Origin of the sequence: Mucilaginibacter ginsenosidivorax (genome assembly GCF_007971525.1) — a bacterium.
Taxonomy (GTDB): Bacteria; Bacteroidota; Bacteroidia; order Sphingobacteriales; family Sphingobacteriaceae; genus Mucilaginibacter; species Mucilaginibacter ginsenosidivorax.
Map to the genome: position 1 here is coordinate 3999529 of NZ_CP042437.1, position 17881 is coordinate 4017409.

Annotated in this window: 16 protein-coding genes; 9 read left to right on the top strand and 7 right to left on the bottom strand. The window is 43.7% G+C overall.

The window, feature by feature from the left end; translation table 11 throughout:
• Positions 1-99 precede the first annotated feature (99 nt).
• The 6 genes from FSB76_RS16820 (at position 100) to FSB76_RS16845 (ending at position 6737) form a co-directional block, all read left to right on the top strand.
• Positions 100-474: a TolC family protein gene (locus FSB76_RS16820; RefSeq protein ID WP_147055292.1), complete on the top strand. Its 375-nt coding sequence runs from the start codon at positions 100-102 to the stop codon at positions 472-474.
• 202 nt (positions 475-676) lie between these two features.
• Positions 677-1240 carry a dihydrofolate reductase family protein gene (locus FSB76_RS16825; protein ID WP_262713516.1) on the top strand — a complete coding sequence of 188 codons (564 nt, stop codon included), beginning with the start codon at positions 677-679 and terminating at the stop codon, positions 1238-1240.
• A 550-nt stretch (positions 1241-1790) separates the two neighbouring features.
• Positions 1791-3365, top strand: coding sequence for an alpha-amylase family glycosyl hydrolase (locus tag FSB76_RS16830; RefSeq protein ID WP_147055296.1), 1575 nt, complete (start codon positions 1791-1793; stop codon positions 3363-3365).
• A gap of 79 nt (positions 3366-3444) precedes the next feature.
• Complete coding sequence (locus FSB76_RS16835; RefSeq protein WP_147055298.1) at positions 3445-4569, top strand: ligase-associated DNA damage response exonuclease; 1125 nt, start codon at positions 3445-3447, stop codon at positions 4567-4569.
• Positions 4566-6182, top strand: coding sequence for an ATP-dependent DNA ligase (locus tag FSB76_RS16840; protein ID WP_147055300.1), 1617 nt, complete (start codon positions 4566-4568; stop codon positions 6180-6182). The genes FSB76_RS16835 and FSB76_RS16840 overlap by 4 nt, the downstream gene beginning before the upstream one ends.
• A gap of 93 nt (positions 6183-6275) precedes the next feature.
• On the top strand, positions 6276-6737 hold the full coding sequence (locus FSB76_RS16845) for a MaoC family dehydratase (RefSeq protein WP_147055302.1): 462 nt from the start codon (positions 6276-6278) through the stop codon (positions 6735-6737).
• A 223-nt stretch (positions 6738-6960) separates the two neighbouring features.
• Here the strand turns inward: FSB76_RS16845 and FSB76_RS16850 are convergent, their stop codons facing one another.
• Positions 6961-7446, bottom strand: a complete 486-nt coding sequence (locus tag FSB76_RS16850; protein WP_147055304.1) for a cupin domain-containing protein — start codon at positions 7444-7446, stop codon at positions 6961-6963.
• Positions 7447-7473: 27 nt separating this feature from the next.
• Entirely contained in the window at positions 7474-8292 is an 819-nt protein-coding gene (locus FSB76_RS16855; protein WP_147055306.1) for an AraC family transcriptional regulator, read from the bottom strand.
• 114 nt (positions 8293-8406) lie between these two features.
• Between FSB76_RS16855 and FSB76_RS16860 the strand changes: the two genes are divergently transcribed.
• Complete coding sequence (locus FSB76_RS16860) at positions 8407-9348, top strand: tetratricopeptide repeat protein (protein WP_147055308.1); 942 nt, start codon at positions 8407-8409, stop codon at positions 9346-9348.
• A gap of 32 nt (positions 9349-9380) precedes the next feature.
• On the opposite strand, the gene FSB76_RS16865 is transcribed toward FSB76_RS16860, so the two are convergent.
• Complete coding sequence (locus FSB76_RS16865) at positions 9381-10091, bottom strand: LytR/AlgR family response regulator transcription factor (protein ID WP_147055310.1); 711 nt, start codon at positions 10089-10091, stop codon at positions 9381-9383.
• Positions 10088-11104 carry a sensor histidine kinase gene (locus tag FSB76_RS16870; RefSeq protein ID WP_147055311.1) on the bottom strand — a complete coding sequence of 339 codons (1017 nt, stop codon included), beginning with the start codon at positions 11102-11104 and terminating at the stop codon, positions 10088-10090. Before FSB76_RS16870 ends, FSB76_RS16865 begins: the two co-directional genes overlap by 4 nt.
• A 216-nt stretch (positions 11105-11320) precedes the next feature.
• Between FSB76_RS16870 and FSB76_RS16875 the strand changes: the two genes are divergently transcribed.
• Entirely contained in the window at positions 11321-12433 is a 1113-nt protein-coding gene (locus tag FSB76_RS16875) for a DUF2911 domain-containing protein (RefSeq protein ID WP_147055313.1), read from the top strand.
• 144 nt (positions 12434-12577) lie between these two features.
• Here FSB76_RS16875 and FSB76_RS16880 read toward each other — a convergent pair whose 3' ends face one another.
• Both FSB76_RS16880 and FSB76_RS16885 read right to left on the bottom strand, forming a co-directional pair.
• Positions 12578-13351 (bottom strand): tRNA(His) guanylyltransferase Thg1 family protein, encoded by a 774-nt coding sequence (locus FSB76_RS16880; RefSeq protein ID WP_147055315.1) that lies wholly within the window; start codon positions 13349-13351, stop codon positions 12578-12580.
• Positions 13341-13787, bottom strand: coding sequence for an AAA family ATPase (locus FSB76_RS16885; protein ID WP_147055317.1), 447 nt, complete (start codon positions 13785-13787; stop codon positions 13341-13343). The genes FSB76_RS16880 and FSB76_RS16885 overlap by 11 nt, the downstream gene beginning before the upstream one ends.
• A 393-nt stretch (positions 13788-14180) precedes the next feature.
• Here FSB76_RS16885 and FSB76_RS16890 point away from each other — a divergent pair, with 393 nt between their 5' ends.
• Entirely contained in the window at positions 14181-16583 is a 2403-nt protein-coding gene (locus tag FSB76_RS16890; protein WP_147055319.1) for an ABC transporter permease, read from the top strand.
• 156 nt (positions 16584-16739) lie between these two features.
• On the opposite strand, the gene FSB76_RS16895 is transcribed toward FSB76_RS16890, so the two are convergent.
• Positions 16740-17843: a WD40/YVTN/BNR-like repeat-containing protein gene (locus tag FSB76_RS16895; RefSeq protein WP_225976229.1), complete on the bottom strand. Its 1104-nt coding sequence runs from the start codon at positions 17841-17843 to the stop codon at positions 16740-16742.
• Between the last annotated feature and the right edge of the window lie 38 nt (positions 17844-17881).

Below are 17881 nucleotides of genomic sequence, written 5' to 3' on the forward strand. Positions count from 1 at the left end.
AAGTTTGTAATTATAAATGTGTTGGCAGCTTATCTGTTTTTCAATAAAACCAACTACATTTATTTAAAATAACGGACAATCTTAAATCAAACCTAAAAGATGAAAAAATTAATTTTATTATGCTGCCTGTTTATCGGATTAACAACAGCAAGCTTTGCCCAGATGGCAGCCGGCAGCAAACCGGAAGAAAAAGCGATGGAATTGCAAAAAAAGTTAAAACTTACTGATCCGCAATGCAAAAAAGTTGCTGCAATTTATACTGAGTCATCGGCCAAGTTTGACAAAATTAAAACTGAGACTAAAGGCGATAATACCAAAATGCTGGTTGCTATTGAGCCTTTGCGTACAGCAACAATAAAAAAAATTAAAGCTGTTTTAACCCCTGCTCAAAAATTAAAATATGATGAGCTGGTAAAAAGCTCAAAAGCTGCAGGTGGCACAGGCTGGAGCGACGGCTGGAGCGCAAGCAAATAATAAACATTTAAAGCCTGATAAAGGTGATAATAAAAGGGCTGCCTCAAAAAGGACGGCCCTTTTTTTGGGGTCTGTCCGAACAACAGGGAGCGAAGCTTTTATCGGGTTGAGCGCTTTGATTTAGTAATTATGGCGGGGTTATATTATTGATTAACAACTAAATAACAGCCGATCATGTACAATCACAAATATTACATAGATGATGAGCGGCACATGTAAAATAACCATACATATGGTTTCAAGTCTTGATGGTTATATAGCCAAAAAAGACAATAGCGTTTCATGGTTTGATACCGCTGATAGTTACGAGGATGGGGTAAATGGTACCGAACAGGATGCAGCTGAATTCCTTAAAACGATAGACTGCTACATCATGGGGTCACGTACGTATGAACACGCTTTGGAGCTTTCAAAATCATACGGGTGGGCTTACGGGGATGTGCCAACTATTGTACTAACCCACAGAAAACTGCCCGTTAGCCGGCAAAACATTGAAACCTACTCGGGCGACCTGGACAAATTGGTGAACGAACGGCTAAAACCCAATTACAGCAATGTTTGGCTGGTAGGTGGCGCTAAACTTGCAAAAGATTTCATCCGCTTAAACTTAGCCGACGAAATAAGACAGTCAATTTTGCCCGTTATCCTGGGCGACGGCACTCCGTTTTTTGACCAGGTAGGGCAAGATCGTGCCTTGCACCTAAAAAGCGTTACCGCCTACAAAAGCGGCATGGTAGAGCTATGTTACGAAGTGAAGAAACAATAGCAGATGCTGGACTTTACAGGATGATGAAGACATTAAAATCAGGGATGAAAATTAGGTAAGGCGGTTTTTCGTGGTTATATACTTAATCTTCTCCAAAAAGCTAAATTTTATGCAGATTCCCCTTTAACAATAAAAGTCCCCTTGCACTCGCTGCTTGGGGACTTTAAACCTAAACCTTATCACTATTTGCAGGCAAGAACGCCCGCAAAGTAGATTAACGTTTAAATTATTAAAAATCGTATGCATGCAGTAGCCTAATTGACATAAAAATGATAATTCTCATTAACGTATTTTCCAATAAATTAATTTTCAGTCATTTACGTTTTGCTGAAGATTGAATTATAGCTTCCAGCCAGGAGTTTAGGCGGAAGGGCGATTAAAACAGCCGTAAAATGGTAAATAATGGAGTATATTATCCTTAAATAAAGTAGCGGCGAACCATAAAAACAATAAGAGCAATTTTTACAGATAAGATGCGCCATTTTAAATACTATTTATTCATTGTATATTGGTACTTGTTTCTGTTGTTTTGCATGCCAGTTATAACACCATGAAAATAAAAATATCTATCGCTTTCGCGGGCTTGCTATGTATTGCCTTATCCTCATTTGCATTTCCTGCTAAGCAAAAAGGCGACGACGAGATTATTTATCACATTTTTGAGCGCAGCTTTTTTGACAGCAATGGCGATAATCATGGCGACCTGAATGGCATCCGCCAAAAGCTGGATTATTTGCAGGAGTTGGGTGTTACAGCCATTTTATGCACGCCGCTTTATGAATCTATTTATTATCACAATTACTTCGCTATCGATTTTAAGAAGATAGACCCAAGGTACGGCACACTACAGGATTACCTGGCCCTGATAAGGGAGTTGCACAAACGGGGTATGAAGTTTTATATGGATATGGAAACCCAGTATGTTACCGAAGATTCTGAATGGTGGAAAGACGCTTTGGGTAACCCCAAATCGCGGTTTTCTGATTATATTTTGTGGGATGATAAGGAAAATAAAAAACCATCGTCCATAGTGTACAACCTTACCGAATTAAAGGGCTATGATGGCGTAACACATAAAATTACCACAGCCAATTTAAACAGCGCTAAATCAAAGGAGTATAATTACCAGCTTTTTAGCTACTGGCTTGATCCGGATAAGAATGGCAAATTTGAAGATGGTGTTGATGGTTTCCGGTTAGATCATATGATGGATAACCTGGATAACAAAGGAACCTTGCCCCATTTGTTTGATACCTTCTGGAACCCGCTGCTAACCAGGCTGCGGGCTATTAACCCTAAAATAAAAATTGTGGCCGAGCAGGCCAACTGGTTTGGCTTAGGATTGGATTACCTGCAAAAAGGCGGCGTTGACCGCGTATTTGGCTTACGGCTGGCATTTGCCATCCGTTTGTTCAGGAAAGATTTACTGATGGCCAACGCCGATTCGACCCTGGCCATGCTGCCACCGGGCAAAGAGCAGGTTGTTTTTGTAGAGAACCACGATGTACCGCGCTTTGCATCTGAAGTAAAAGGCAACCTGGCCAAGCTAAAAGTGGGTTGCGCCCTTAACCTGCTGATGGGGGGCGTGCCGGCCATTTATTATGGGCAGGAGTTAGGCATGACCGGCACCAGCGCCAAATTTGGCGCAACCGATGCCAACGAAATTCCCGAACGGCAGGCCTTTGAATGGTACGCATCCGGCCAGGGCAAGGGCATGGCCTACTGGTACAAACAAACCGGCCCTTATAAGGATGAGTTTAACGATGATAAACCAAACGATGGTATCTCGCTGGAAGAAGAACGGAAAGATCCCAATTCATTGTTTAACTATTACAAAGCGATGATTCGCCTGCGTAAATCAAACAGGGCAATTACCAAAGGCAGCTATAAAACATTAATAAACAATAACGACCAGGTATTTTCATTTATAAGGCAGAATAGCGACAAGGCGGTAATTGTGGTAGTCAATTTGTCTGATAAAGATCAGGCGGCAACAGTAGATGCGCCTTACGCCCGGGGTAAAAAGATAGGCCAGTTTATAGGGAAAGAGAGCCCAACGGTTAATGATGGAAAGATGCCCGTGAATCTCCCTGCATACACTATCGCTGCCTGGACAGTGGAGTAGCATGGGCCATACGCCGGCTGCAGCCTATCAAGGTTGCCGGCGGCAAACTTATTTTGGCCACAACGGTTTACTATGTACCATGGCGAAAAAGCAACTCCTTGAATTTACAGATAGCGGCATTTACTGCCCGCAGGGCCGTTTTTATATTGACCCATGGAAACCGGTTGACGATGCCGTAATAACCCACGCCCATGCCGACCATGCCTACATGGGCCATAAGCATTACCTGGCCCACCATTTATCACGCGAGGTATTGTTTTACAGGCTTGGCGAAATTCAACTACAAACAGTGGAGTATGGCGAAACGGTTATGAAAAACGGTGTTGCCATATCGCTATACCCCGCAGGGCACGTCATCGGTTCGGCGCAGATCAGGGTAGAGTACAAGGGCGAAGTATGGGTGGTTTCGGGCGATTACAAGGTTGAAGATGATGGTATCTCCACACCTTTTGAGCCCGTGCGCTGCCACCACTTTATATCCGAATGCACATTTGGCATGCCGGTATACACCTGGAAACCGCAGGTGCAAATTTTTGACGACATTAACAATTGGTGGCGCGGCAACCTGCATAACGGCGTGGCTACGGTTTTGGTAGGATACTCCCTTGGCAAAGCACAGCGCATATTGCAAAATCTTGATTTATTTAACGGCACGGTTTATACCCACGGCGTAATTGAAAACACCAACGAAGCCCTTCGGCGCAATGGTGTAATTTTAAACCCCACAGAACGCATCACCGCCGATTCGGTGAAAGAGGATGTACGCAAAGGTATCATCATCGCCCCGCCATCATCGGCGGGCACCCCATGGATGCGTAAGTTTCAGCCTTATAGTTTTGGGTATTGCTCGGGATGGATGGCCATCCGCGGTGCCAAACGCCGCCGCGCGGCCGACCGCGGATTTGTTTTGTCGGACCATGCCGATTGGAATGGCCTCGTCAGTGCCATTGACGCCACCGGCTGCCAAAGCGTTTATTTAACTCACGGCTACACAGCCACCTTTGCAAGGTATTTAAACGGGATAGGATTTGATGCGCATGAGGTACATACCTTGTATGGAGGCGAAGAAGAAGCCTCACCCCAGCCCTCTCCAAAGGAGAGCGAGCTTGAAAATCAAGACGAAAGAAATAATATTGAACCTGCAAATAAAGCCCTCTCCTTTGGAGAGGATTTAGGTGAGGCTTTTGGGGGGCTTAACCCATGAAAGCATTTGCCCAACTTTTTCTATCATTAGATGAAACCAATAAAACCAGCGAGAAGGTTAAGGTTTTAAAGGAATATTTTACTGCTGTGCCCGATACGGATAAAATGCACATGCTGGCGCTTTTTACAGGCCGGAAACCTAAGCGGCAAATTAACTCAACCCTGGTACGCAACTGGGCTATTGAAGCCTCAAACATCCCGGCCTGGCTGTTTGAAGAAAGCTACCACGTAGTAGGCGATCTTGCCGAAACCATGGCCCTGCTGATGCCTCAAAGTAACCAAAGCAGCAGCAAAACGCTTACAGAATGGATAGCCGAGATAAACGCCCTTGGCAATAAAACTGAAGAACAGAAAAAGGAATGGCTACTAAATTCCTGGGCTATGCTGGATAGCCAGGAACGTTTTGTGTTTAACAAGTTGCTAACCGGCAGTTTTAGGGTTGGCGTATCGCAAAATTTGGTTATCAAGGCGCTGGCTGATATCTCGGGGCTGGAAGCCGCCGTTCTTACCCACCGTATTATGGGTAGCTGGATGCCCGAAACTTTGCAGTTTGCCCAATTAATGGAAGAACAGAACGCAGCGGCCAACATTTCCAGGCCGTACCCTTTTTTCCTGGCCTACCCCATACAGGAGACCTCCGAAAAACAAAAAACACCAGGCGAGGTGGGTGTCTCGCTTGGCCAGGCCAGTGACTGGCAGGCCGAGTGGAAATGGGATGGCATACGTGCACAACTGATAAAACGGGGCGGCGAAATTTTTATCTGGAGCCGCGGCGAAGACCTGGCGACCGAAAAATTTCCGGAGTTGCATCCCTTCTTATATGCCCTGCCCGATGGCACGGTAATAGATGGCGAGATACTGAGCTTTCAGAACGGTTTGCCTATGCCATTCAATGTGCTGCAAACCCGTATAGGCCGAAAAAACCTGAGCAAAAAAATATTGGAAGAGAGCCCGGTGGCGGTTATAGCTTATGATTGCCTGGAATATAACGGCGAGGACATCCGCCCGAAAACGCAAAGCGAAAGGCGGGTAATATTGGAAACATTGCAGGCTACAACACCCTTTGCCGAATTGTTCCGGATTTCGGAGTTAATCAATTTTGATAGCTGGGAACAGTTGGGCATAATAAGGGGGCAATCGCGTGCCATGATAGCCGAGGGCGTAATGCTGAAACGCAAAAGCGCCGCCTACCAGGTTGGCCGCCGTCGCGGCGACTGGTGGAAATGGAAAATTGATCCGCTATCGGTAGATGCGGTGATGATTTATGCCCAAAAAGGACATGGCCGGCGAGCCGATTTATATACCGATTATACCTTTGCCGTTTGGGATGGCGATAAGCTGGTCCCCTTTGCCAAAGCCTATTCGGGCCTTACCGATGCCGAGATTAACAAGGTTGATTACTTTATTAAACGCAACACCATCGAAAAATTTGGCCCTGTGCGTACGGTAAAGCCCGAGCTGGTTTTCGAAATAGGATTTGAAGGGATCAACAAATCAACCCGTCATAAATCAGGAATCGCGCTGCGTTTTCCGCGGATACTGCGCTGGCGGCATGATAAACCGAAAGAAGAAGCCGATACACTGGAAAGTTTGAAAGCTTTACTGGGCGAATAAGGCCTTGTGACGCGCTTACACCCCGGGATATAGAAATTAGGATTGTTAAATTTTTGTAACTTCGCCAACTTTTAATCAATAAACTGACCATCAATGTTAACCATCAATAACTTCGCTGAATTTGAAGCGCAAATAGGGAACGAGCTTGGCGTTTCGTCATGGTACAAAATTACCCAGGAACAGATCAACAAATTTGCCGATGCCACATTAGACCACCAATGGATTCACACCGATCCGGAGAGGGCTAAAACCGAAAGCCAGTTTGGTGCAACTATAGCCCATGGCTACCTCACCCTATCACTTGTGCCTTATTTATGGAAAGAGATTGTGAAAGTTGAAAACCTGAAAATGGAGATTAACTACGGCATTGAAAACTTCCGTTTTGGACAGGCCGTGCTGGTTGATTCGGAAGTGCGCTTAAAAGTAAAACTTGGCGGCCTGGTAAACCTGCGCGGCCCAATTAAAGCCACCATGATAACCACCCTTGAAATTAAAGATCAAAAGAAACCGGCCTTTACCGGCGAGATAGTTTTTGTGTACCACTTTAACGCGTAAATCAAATTGATTTGTGTGGTAGCGTTTAGGAAATTATGGCATTGCGAGCGATAGCGTGGCAATCTCGTTGCCATGCAAACCGAACCTGCATATGTGCTATGTCTAGCTACAAGATTGTCAATATCAAATGGCCGTCATTGCGAGGTACGAAGCAATCCCCGACATGCCAAGCCCCACATAGTTCGGGATTGCTTCGTACCTCAATGACGGTAGCTCGTAACTCCTAACGGCAAAGTCTGCCTATCAAGCCCTCATACTGCGGATAACCCTTGCATAGCGCATCTTTTTCGGCCATTTCAAATTCGCTGAAATCAAAACCTGGTGCAACGGCGCAGCTGGCCAGGCAATAGCCTTGTTTGGATGGAATTTCGGCCGCAAACCATAAACCCGCCGGGATCACTACGGATAGGTTGCCGGTTTCAAGGTCAGAAAGCTCGATGCTTTGGAGCAATCCGGCGTTAGTCAGTACATGGATATGCAATGGCGACCCCTTGTGAAAATACCAGATCTCGTCGGACTTTAGCCTGTGGAAACCCGAATAGTCATCTCCTTCCAACAGGTAGTAAATAGACGTGATGGCCTGTTTTAGCTTGTTGCTATAAGCCGCCTTCACTTCAATCTCCGACCGGAAAACTTCTTTATAAAAACCACCCTCGGGGTGTGGCATCAGGTTTAGTTTGTTGATCCAGTATGCGGCGTTATTTTCCATATTTCATTTATCGTGTTTAAAACGATGCTAAGCCAGCACCAGCTCTTGTAACACTCCTTTTAATTCGGTGTTTTGGGCAACAAAATCTCCGGGGCACATCCCCGAAAAGGTTTTAAAATCATCAATAAAATGCGATTGATCATAATAACCAACCTGCAGGCCTATTGCATTCAGGTTTAAGCCAGGATAAGGTTGTTTTAGCAAATAAACAGCTTTTTGAAAACGCACTTTGCGCGTAAACAAGCCCATTGATAATCCCGTGGCATTTATAAACCGCTGTTCTATCCTGCGGCGCGATAAACCTACATCGGTAATATAAGGCGCTAACGCTCCGCGCATTGGGTTGTTTACAATATGAGTGGCAATGTTAAAAATTAAAGGGTCGATCTGTTGATTTAACAGGCGGGCAAGCAGGTAAGTTTCCAGGCACTTAAATAGAGCTTCCTTATCTGTACAGTTTTTTAACCGTTCATACAAGCCATCGTTTGGCTCAAGTTCATGCAGGGGCACAAGTTGGTTTGTAAACTCGGCCGATGGGGTGCCATATAATACATTGCCGGCCCATGGCTGCATGCTTGCACCAACACACACGCATTTTTTATTAAAAGTCATTATAAATGGTTGGGTAAGCTGCCCTGCGTAAAAAATAACGGGCTCAATAAAATCATTTACGCTGCCAACCCAGCGCATGGTATTGGGGTTTTGCAGGTAACAAATAAGTTCAAAAGCGCCATACGGAAAGCTTAATTGCGAAAACGGTAACTCATCTTCGCCAATTTCAAAATACCAGTAATGCCTCACAAAAGAAGTCAAAGCTGCCGCCGGGTATTTTTTTTGAAACTGCATTTACATAAAGATGCTCAAATTCTATCTTTGTTACGGCACTTTATGCCCAAATTTCGCTTTTGTACAATTTTTATACACCCTTTTAGCGGATTTTTACCATATCAATAAAAGTTTATGAAGAAAATCATTTTGCTGGTGATGGCGTTGGCACTGTTGGTGCTACCGGTGTTCCGGGCCGAAGCGCAGGTTGCTTTACCGGGTATAAAAAAGGCCGATTCGCTTTTTTTTGCACAAAACTGGGCGGGTGCTCAAAAACAGTACAAACTGGTTTTAGCCGATACAACGCACAATGGCCTGGCCTGGAATCGCCTGGGGTTTTGTGAATATTACCTGGGCAATTACGATGCGGCTATAATAGCTTATCAAAAAGCCTTGATGGGTAAAGTTGCCGCGCCGCTTAAGGCTATCATTTATTCGCGCATGGCCAAGGTTTATGCGCTGCAAGGTAAAATCGCCATTTCGGTTAATGATCTTGACAGTGCCGCGGCTTATGGCTATAGTAACCTGGCCGAAATGGATACTTTAAAAGATTTCGGCTCATTGAGGAATAGTCCCGGTTTTAAGCAAATACGCCAAAAAGTTTATTTCACGTTAAATCCCTGCATGGCAAATGCGCAGGCGCGGCAGTTTGACTTTTGGGTTGGCGAATGGAATGTGTATCCAACAGGCACAAATACTCTTGCCGGCCACAGCCTGGTGCAAATGGTATCTGGCGGTTGCGCTTTGTTAGAAAACTGGGAGGCCACCAACGGTTCAAGCAGCGGCAAAAGCCTAAATTTTATTGATGGGGCTAACGGCAAATGGAAACAGACCTGGGTTGGTAACTATGCTAACGGAATACAGGAGTTTGTTAATGGCCAATATGCGGATAGTGCCATGCGCTTTACATTTACTACTGCAGATGCGCAGGGGCATCCGCTTACCGGCCGGTTTATATTCTACAACCTTGGGGCCAACAAAGTGAGGCAATTTAATGAAACATCGGCCGATGGTGGCAAAACGTGGGTTACTGCCTATGACCTTACCTATATCCGTATAGAAAAGGGCAAAATGTAAGATGCTAAACCGGTGTTGGCGCAGCCCGCATTTTAAAATATCCGCTGCTGTATCACCCCCATAAAAGCATCTTTAAATTTCTCGCTGATGGGTATCTGCTTGCCGGCTATGTAAATGTGGTTGTCCATTATTTTATTAAGCTGGCGGGTGTTTACAATATAGGAGTTGTGCACACGTACAAATGGTGGCGAAAGCTGCTCGTCAATGTCTTTGATGCGGCGGTATATCAGCAGTTGCTCGGTACTGGTTACCAGGCGCACGTACTCCTTTTGCCCCTCAAAATACTGAATATCATCGAGCAGGATCTTGCGCAGTTCCTTGCCCGATTTTACAAAAAAGTATTCGTTGCCAACAGCGGGCGGTATTTTCTCGCTGGCCTGGTTCTTTGAAAAATAAGCCTCAATTTTTAACTGCGCGGCCAAAAAACGTTCAAGCGTTATGGGCTTCAATAAATAATCGATGGTTTGGAAGGTATAGCTTTCGGCAGCGTACTGTGAGTAGGCCGTGGTAAAAACAATTTTGGTATCTTTTGATAACAGGCCGGCCAGTTCCATACCGGTAAGCTGGGGCATGTTAATATCCAGGAAAATAAAATCGGCCTTTTGTTCCTTTAAAAACGCCATTGCTTCCAGTGCATCGTAGCATTTGGCCAGCAGCGCCCATTTGGTATACTGGCCAACCATCATTTCCAGCAGCTTAACCGCATTTGGTTCGTCGTCGATAATTATGCAGCTTAAATTCATGCTAATGGAATTTTTAAGAAGGCCGTAAACATTTCTTCGGTATTGCTGATGGTGAGTTCAAATTTATTGCCGTATAACAGATCAAGCCGTTTGCGCAAATTCTGGATCCCGAAACCGCCGGCGGCATCAGTTTTTTGATTAAAAATACGGTTTTTGGTTTCAAATGTGAGGTAACGGCCTTGCTGCACCAGTGCCAGCTCAATTTTATTGTCGATACTGGCTTTGTCAATACCATGCTTGAAAATGTTTTCAACAAATGTCATGAGCAGCATGGGCGGTATTTGCAGGTGCGGGCTGCAATCCTGTATAAAATTGATGTCTATTTCATGCCTGATCCTTATTTTTTCCAGGGCGATGTAATTCTCCAAAAACTGGATCTCGGTATTAACGGATACCTCGTCTTTTGGGCTTTCATCCACAAAATAGCGCATAATGTTGGATAGCTGCTCTACCAGTTTGGCGGTGCGGGGCGAATCAACATAAGCCTCGTAATAAATATTATTGAGGGTGTTGAACAGGAAATGCGGCTGCACCTGCGATTTAAGCAGGTTTAGCTCGGCCTGGCTTTTTTGCACCAGTATTTTTTCTGATTGTTGCTTAATTTCGAAGTAAGCCAGCGCTATCCTGAAAATAAAGCTGAGCAAATAGGTCATAAACCCGGCTACCACAAAATTAAGCATCATGCTAAAAGTCATTTTTTCGGGGTGGCTGGCAAAAAACGTGTTGTACGAGTACATGATTAAAAAGCCACGCGCCACGCCGCCAATAACCAGTAATAACACCACATAAATTACATATTGCACACGATGCCCTTTTTCATAAAAGCGGGGATACAGAAATTTAATGTTGCCATAAATAACCAGCAGGTAAAACGCAACACTGATAACAGTAAAAATGCTGGCATGATTAAACCCATCAACCGGCAGTATCGAAAAAAAGATGATAAAAAACACCGCTATCCATATCACCCATTGCAGGCGTGTAAGCGTGGGCATGTTTTTAATGAAATTCATTTTTAAATGTACAAAGCTTTTTGTTTTGGGCGGCTGATTTTCAACCAAAAGGCCCCAATATTCAACCAATTACTTGCCAGCCCATACAGCGGAAGTTGAGATATTAAGGGCAAGCATTAAAAATAACGGGGCAAGGGTTGAAATCATTTGCCCTTGTTGTTAATAAAATCAAGCTTTAATTATTCAATTTTCAACCGCACCTTTAAAGCTTATACAATGAAAAAATTACTGATTGCCGCCCTTATGGCGGTTGTTATCCAGTTTACCTTTACTGGGTTTACCCACGCCCAGCTGCTTACATCAATACCAAGCGGCGGCAATAAAAAAGCATCCGTTACCGAAATGATAGGCATTACCGATGTAACCATTAACTACAGCCGCCCGCATGTGAATAAGCGCGACGGACATATTTGGGGCGAGCTTGTTTATAATGGCTATGCCGACCTGGGTTTTGGTACCTCAAAAGCAGCACCATGGCGGGCCGGGGCCAATGAAAATACCACCATCGAGTTTTCTACCGATGTAAAGGTGGAAGGCCAGCCCTTGGCTGCCGGTAAGTATGGCTTTTTTATTGCCTATGGCGCTGATGAGAGTACGCTGATATTTTCAAAAAACGCTACCTCGTGGGGCAGCTTTTTTTATAACCAGGCCGAGGATGTATTGCGCGTAAAAGTGAAACCAGTACCGGCAGCGACGAGTGTGGAATGGCTTAAATACGAGTTTGCCGACCAAACCCCAACCAGCGCAGTAATTGAATTACAATGGGAAAAATTGGTAATTCCGTTTAAGGTTGATGTTGACCTGCCTGCCACACAGCTTGCCGTATTCAGGAAAGAACTGCGTACCAACAAGGGCTTTAACTGGGAAAGCTGGGAACAGGCCGCCGCCTTTTGCGCCCAAAATAAAACCAACCTGGAAGAAGGCCTGCTATGGGCCGATACCGCAACCAGTGTAAATTTTGGCGGCAACCAGGTATTCCAGACCTGGAAAACCAAGGCGGCAATATTGAGTGATTTGGGCCGCAGCGCCGAAGCAACTGCCACCATGAAAACTGCCCTGCCTTTTGCCGATGTTAACGACCTTTATTTTTATGGCAAAAGCCTTATTGCTGAAAACAGAGGTCAGGAAGCGCTTGAGGTATTTAAGCTTGATTACCAAAAACACCCCGACGAGTTTTTAACCAACACAGGTATGGCCCGTGGGTACATGGCCGTTGGCGATAACAAAAAAGCCCTGCCCTATGCCCTGAAAGCCCAAAAACAGGTTGTTGGCAAAATAAATAAGGATACTATTGATAAAATGGTAGCCACTTTGCAGGCGGCGAAGTAGGGGCTGTCGGCATCAGAATTTTCAGAATTTGAGAATTGGCAGAATGGAAAATGTTGTAGTGTGTTTGGAGGAAATAAGAAAGTGGGGAATCGGGTGTTCCTCCTTTTTTTATTTCCTCCAAACGCCTATAGCGTTGTCTCCAACTTAGCCTTTGTCCTCGTACTTGTTTACCAGGTCATGTATAAATAGGTCATATTCATCTCTCATGGGCAGCGTAAAATCAGTATGCAGGTTCCGCCTGTCAACTAACACATGCTCGTTGTTCTTTGGATTAAAGCCTTCCTTTTTTACATCTTTCCAATAAATACCTATTCCTCGTTTTTGCCATGCAGGAAGGTTATTGAAATTAATACCGTATTGAAACAGTAATTCGTTTTTGGCTGCAATACTCATCCCTTCAATTTTTGAGGTAGCTTCTCTTGCATTAAAGTTATCTTGCCTCAAACGCCAGTAGCAGTGCGCATTCAACGCATTTCTGTGCGCATCTTCATTACGCCACCTGAAATAATCCCCAACCAGGTGTATGTTGGGAAGTTCTGATAGCCGACAATCAAAGGCTCCTACGTTTCCCAAAAGAGCCGAAAATTTAGCACTCGCTTCTCCCGCCAGTATGGAAATGTATTTCCTGGTCTTTCGCCCAAAAAGACCTTCATCAGGATGAAAGAGTAATGATATTTCATCACTTTCGGTATAACCATAAATTACGTTAAAACCGCAATTCATCAAATGTTTTACCGTTTCAACCATTAAATCGCGAAATTTTTCGTCAAAAGGCGCCTCGAAACGGTGCACTTCCTTTGTTAGCCGGGTAAAGCCTCGTCCGTCAATTCTGGCTACCATGTACATACCAGGTAAAACGCAGCGGTCCTGAGAGGTTTCATAAACCCTCATTTTAACATCCAGCTCATCAAATTTCATTTGACCATTCATTTACCGTGAACATATTATTCTCGGCTGTTACATAATATAGTTCGTCGAATCCTTCATCCATCTGTGGCAGGTTCAGTCGTTTATAAGTTCCTTTTATTCCAATTTCAGGAATCTTTTCTTTACCCGTCCGTTGGTCATTACGCGCTAATGCAACGGCTACTTTTGATTGAAAATAATATCCAATCACTTTAAACTTATTTGCTTTTGCAATGGCAATATATTTTGCCCTTTCTTCCGGAGAGGGATTGGTATTGTCTATCACAAAAGGCTGAAATGTGAGTATACAAGTTTCAATAAACCTGAGTTCTTTATTTCTTGTGTTTAGCTGATCTAAAGAAATACGCATATGCGTATTAAAAAACCGCTCTTTAAAAAAGGTACTTTTTCCTGTTGCCTGAATACCGCAAAATATCACTGCTTCCATTTTTATAAGGGCTCACCAGAGCGCGGTAAACAAATCTATATTAAAATCCCCCATAAGTCCTATCCCCAATCACATTAAATTCTGTCGGCTCACCGAAGCCCTTGTATTATATTAGGTTTGCAACTAAAGGATTATGTGAACTACAACTTTGGTTGGTACAGTGACAACACCAACGAGCCTTTAATCTGGAGAACAGGCAAATCCATAAACGAACATGCGTGTATCAAAACCGGACGAACAAGTAGTGTGGTTTTTTATTTAATTTGTTGATATATAATAATTTACAAGCTTGGCATTTTCTTGGTGAGTATTTTAAATGAATCAGAATTTAGGAACCGACAAGTCCATCTGGTTGTTTTCTGATCCGGAAACCAATGAAATGAACGAAAAGGTATGATAAAGAACTATCTTAAAACCGCGCTCAGAAACCTGGGCCGACGGAAATCTAACTCATTTGTTAATATTTCTGGCCTCGCCGTTGGCTTCGCGGCTTTCCTGCTGATATTCCTGGTTATCCAATATGAGCAAAGTTTCGATACTTTTCACACAAAAAAGAACAGCATTTACAGGGTAGTGCGCGCCGCAAAAAACCGGGCCGACGATGGCTACCGGGCGGGAGTAACTGTGCCTACTACTTTTGCCTTGCGGTCTGATTTTCAGCAACTGTCTAATGTTGCGGCTATTGCGGCCGATTATAACGTGCAGGTTTTAGTGCCATCGGCTAACGGATCAGTTGCAAAAAAATTTAACGAAGGAAATGGGTTGTTTTTTACTGAGCCGCAGTTTTTTAAGATGTTTGATTTTAGTCTTGCTATAGGCAATATAAAAGATGCGCTTAATGAGCCAAATACCGCGCTTTTTACTAAAGAATTAGCCACTAAATATTTTGGCGATTGGAAAACAGCCGTAGGCAAAACATTAAAAATGGATGGCCAGAATATTAAGGTCACCGGTATCCTTGATGATATTCCGCCGAATACAGATTTTCCGATAAAAGGTGTATTGTCTTACGAAACCATGCGTAATTATGCTGATTTTAACAGCTGGGGAAGTATAAATGATGCGGATAATTGTTTTGTACAACTGGCACCGAACGAGACTAAAGAACATTTTGACCATTTACTGAACGGATTTATGGGCAAACATACCTCGCCCGGAAATGCCGGATACGATCTTGTTTTGCAACCATTGAACCAAATACATTCCGATTCGCGGTTTAATAATTACAACGGGCATACTTTTAGTAAAGATTTGACCTACGCTTTAGGCGCAATAGGTATTTTTCTGCTGGTTATTGCCTGTGTAAATTTTATTAACCTTACTACCGCGCAGGCCATGAACCGGGGTAAAGAGGTGGGCGTTCGGAAAGTGCTGGGTGGCAGCCGCACGCAGTTAATGATGCAGTTTTTTGGCGAAACAGGCATAACCTGCTTACTTGCGTTAATAGTGGCAACCGGCGTTACTTTGTTTTGCATCCCTTATATCAATGAGCTGCTTAATATTCACCTTGCCACAACAATATTGTACAGCAACAATGTGCTTTTATTTATGCTGCTGGCATTGGTGCTGGTAACCGCCTTTTCTGGCTTTTACCCGGCGCTGGTATTATCGGGCTTTAATTCAGTTACAGTGCTAAAAGGATCATCTCCCGGGGCCGAGCGTCAAAAAGGAATTTCTTTTCGCAGGTGTTTGGTTGTATTTCAATTTGTAATTGCCCAAACGCTCATCATCGCAACATTGATTGTTGCATCGCAAATGAATTACTTTCGGATGGCTGATTTAGGATTTAATAAAGATGCCGTTATTAATGCCGGTTTCCCGAACGATAGTATTGGGGCGAGCAAAATGGAGGCGCTACGCAACGACCTGCTAAAACTGCCAGGCATACGGGATTTTAGCCTGAGTATGGCATCGCCGGCGGGCGGCGGATATTATACCGATTTACGCACGCCCGAAAATCACGCTACCGAGCCCAATATGATTACGAACATGAATGAAGCCGATACCTCGTTTTTTAATTTATACCATTTACAGTTTGCAGCGGGCCGCATTTACCAACCTTCGGATACTATGCGCGAGTTTGTGGTGAACGAAACTGTTGTGCGGGGACTTGGCTTACCAAATGCGCAAGCCGCCATCGGAAAAAAGATAAAGGTTGCCGGGAAAATGTTACCAATAGTAGGTGTTTTAAAAGATTTTCATGTTAATTCGTTACGGGACCCCATGGTGCCGGTGGTAATGACTACGATGAAAAAAGGATATGGTATGGTAAGCCTAAAAATAAACCTTGGCCATACAACAACCATTATCCCGGCGATGGAAAAGCTGTGGAATCAGTATTTTCCGGACTATATATTTGGATACAATTTTTTAGACCAGTCCATTGCATCAGCCTATCAGCAGGAAAACCAGCTTTCGCTGCTTTATAAAATATTTTCGGGCATAGCAATTTTTATTTCCTGCCTGGGATTATACGGCCTTATTTCATTTATGGCTGTGCAGCGTAAAAAGGAAATTGGTATCCGCAAGGTGCTGGGTGCGCCTGTAAAAGATATTTTGGTGATGCTTTCAAAAGAATTTACCATCCTTATCTCTATTGCATTTTTAATTGCAACCCCTGTAGCCTGGTATTTTATGCATCAATGGCTGCAGCACTACGCCTACCGGATAATGATAGGTGTGTGGTTTTTTGCCGCAACTATAGGGGGCTCATTGATTATAGCCTGGCTCACCGTAGGCTACACTGCCATAAAAGCCGCATTGGCTAACCCGGTGAAGAGTTTGAGATCGGAGTAAGTTTAAGTCAGGATTTTAGGCCTTGCCGGTATTGTAACCGGCAAGCCTTTAATACTTAAAACGAATCATTACGAATAAGAATCAAACACCAGGAAATTCCAAAAATTACCCAATGATTTAAATCCGCAACACACCTTATTCCTGAGCTTTAGTTTTTTAACATCCTTTATTTGGTATGGCATAAATTACGTTGCCCGAAACAGATAAATTGAAGCCAAAATTTTCTGCAGCAGGAAGTAAAAGTTTTTTCCATGTTTTGCCCATGTCAGCTGACCGGAATATACCATCTGAGCGGCCGCATACTAAATATTTACCCATTTGTTTAATTGATAAAATCTCCGGTGAAGATTTAAACAAGCCTATTTGTTTCATTAATGAACTACTCCAGGAAGGTTGAAGTTCTTCGCCTATAGCATTCCAGGTTTTTCCACTATCCAGTGAAATGTGTACGCTATTTGTTTGGGTTATTGTATTGTTTACTATAGCAGCAAATCCTCCATCTATACGTTCCACAGCGATGCCAACGCCACCTTCGCTAATCACACGATCCCAGTTTTCGCCATCATCGGTCGATCTTAATATTCCATCTTTGCTGGTAGCCAGGAGTACACCGTCCGATTCTGCCAATTTCATTCTACCGTCTCTAAGATGCACTTGTTTCCAGGTTTTTCCACCGTTAGTAGATCTAAAAAGGCTATTGCCGGTGCCAATGAAAACTGTGCCTGCGGCAGTTTCAAAAACGGTGCGTACTTCTCTCTCTTTATAATTTTTGTACATCCAATCTACCGTTCTGTCTAAGCGTACGGCTTGCTCTTGAAAATTCGTGTACATGGGCGACCAATTATTCGTCCCGTTTATTTTTTGTAAAAAACGACCCCTGAAATCATAGGCAAGTATCCCATTATTGCCGGGGGTAATGTTACGCTGGTTACCAGGGAAAATTTCTTTTGTCCAAAAAGGAGTTGTGGAATTTGGTTCACTATGATAAACCCCTTTTCCGGCACGTAAGTATAGCCCACTGTCATTTGCAAATAAACCATCTCTCCACACACCTTCTCTCTGCAAATTTTCAGGCAGTCCTTCACTAATATCCTGCCATGTTTGTCCGCCATCGGCAGATTTAAAAATCACGTTGACAATCGCCGATGATTTGCCTTCTTTTATTGGTTTCCTTTTTGCTTCCTTTTCTTTTAGCACAAAAGAATTTAGCAGAAATAATACCAGGACGATAGCCGGAACAAATACAAATAGCTTTTTCATTTTTTTAAATTTTAAGTAAAACATATGTTTAATCATGC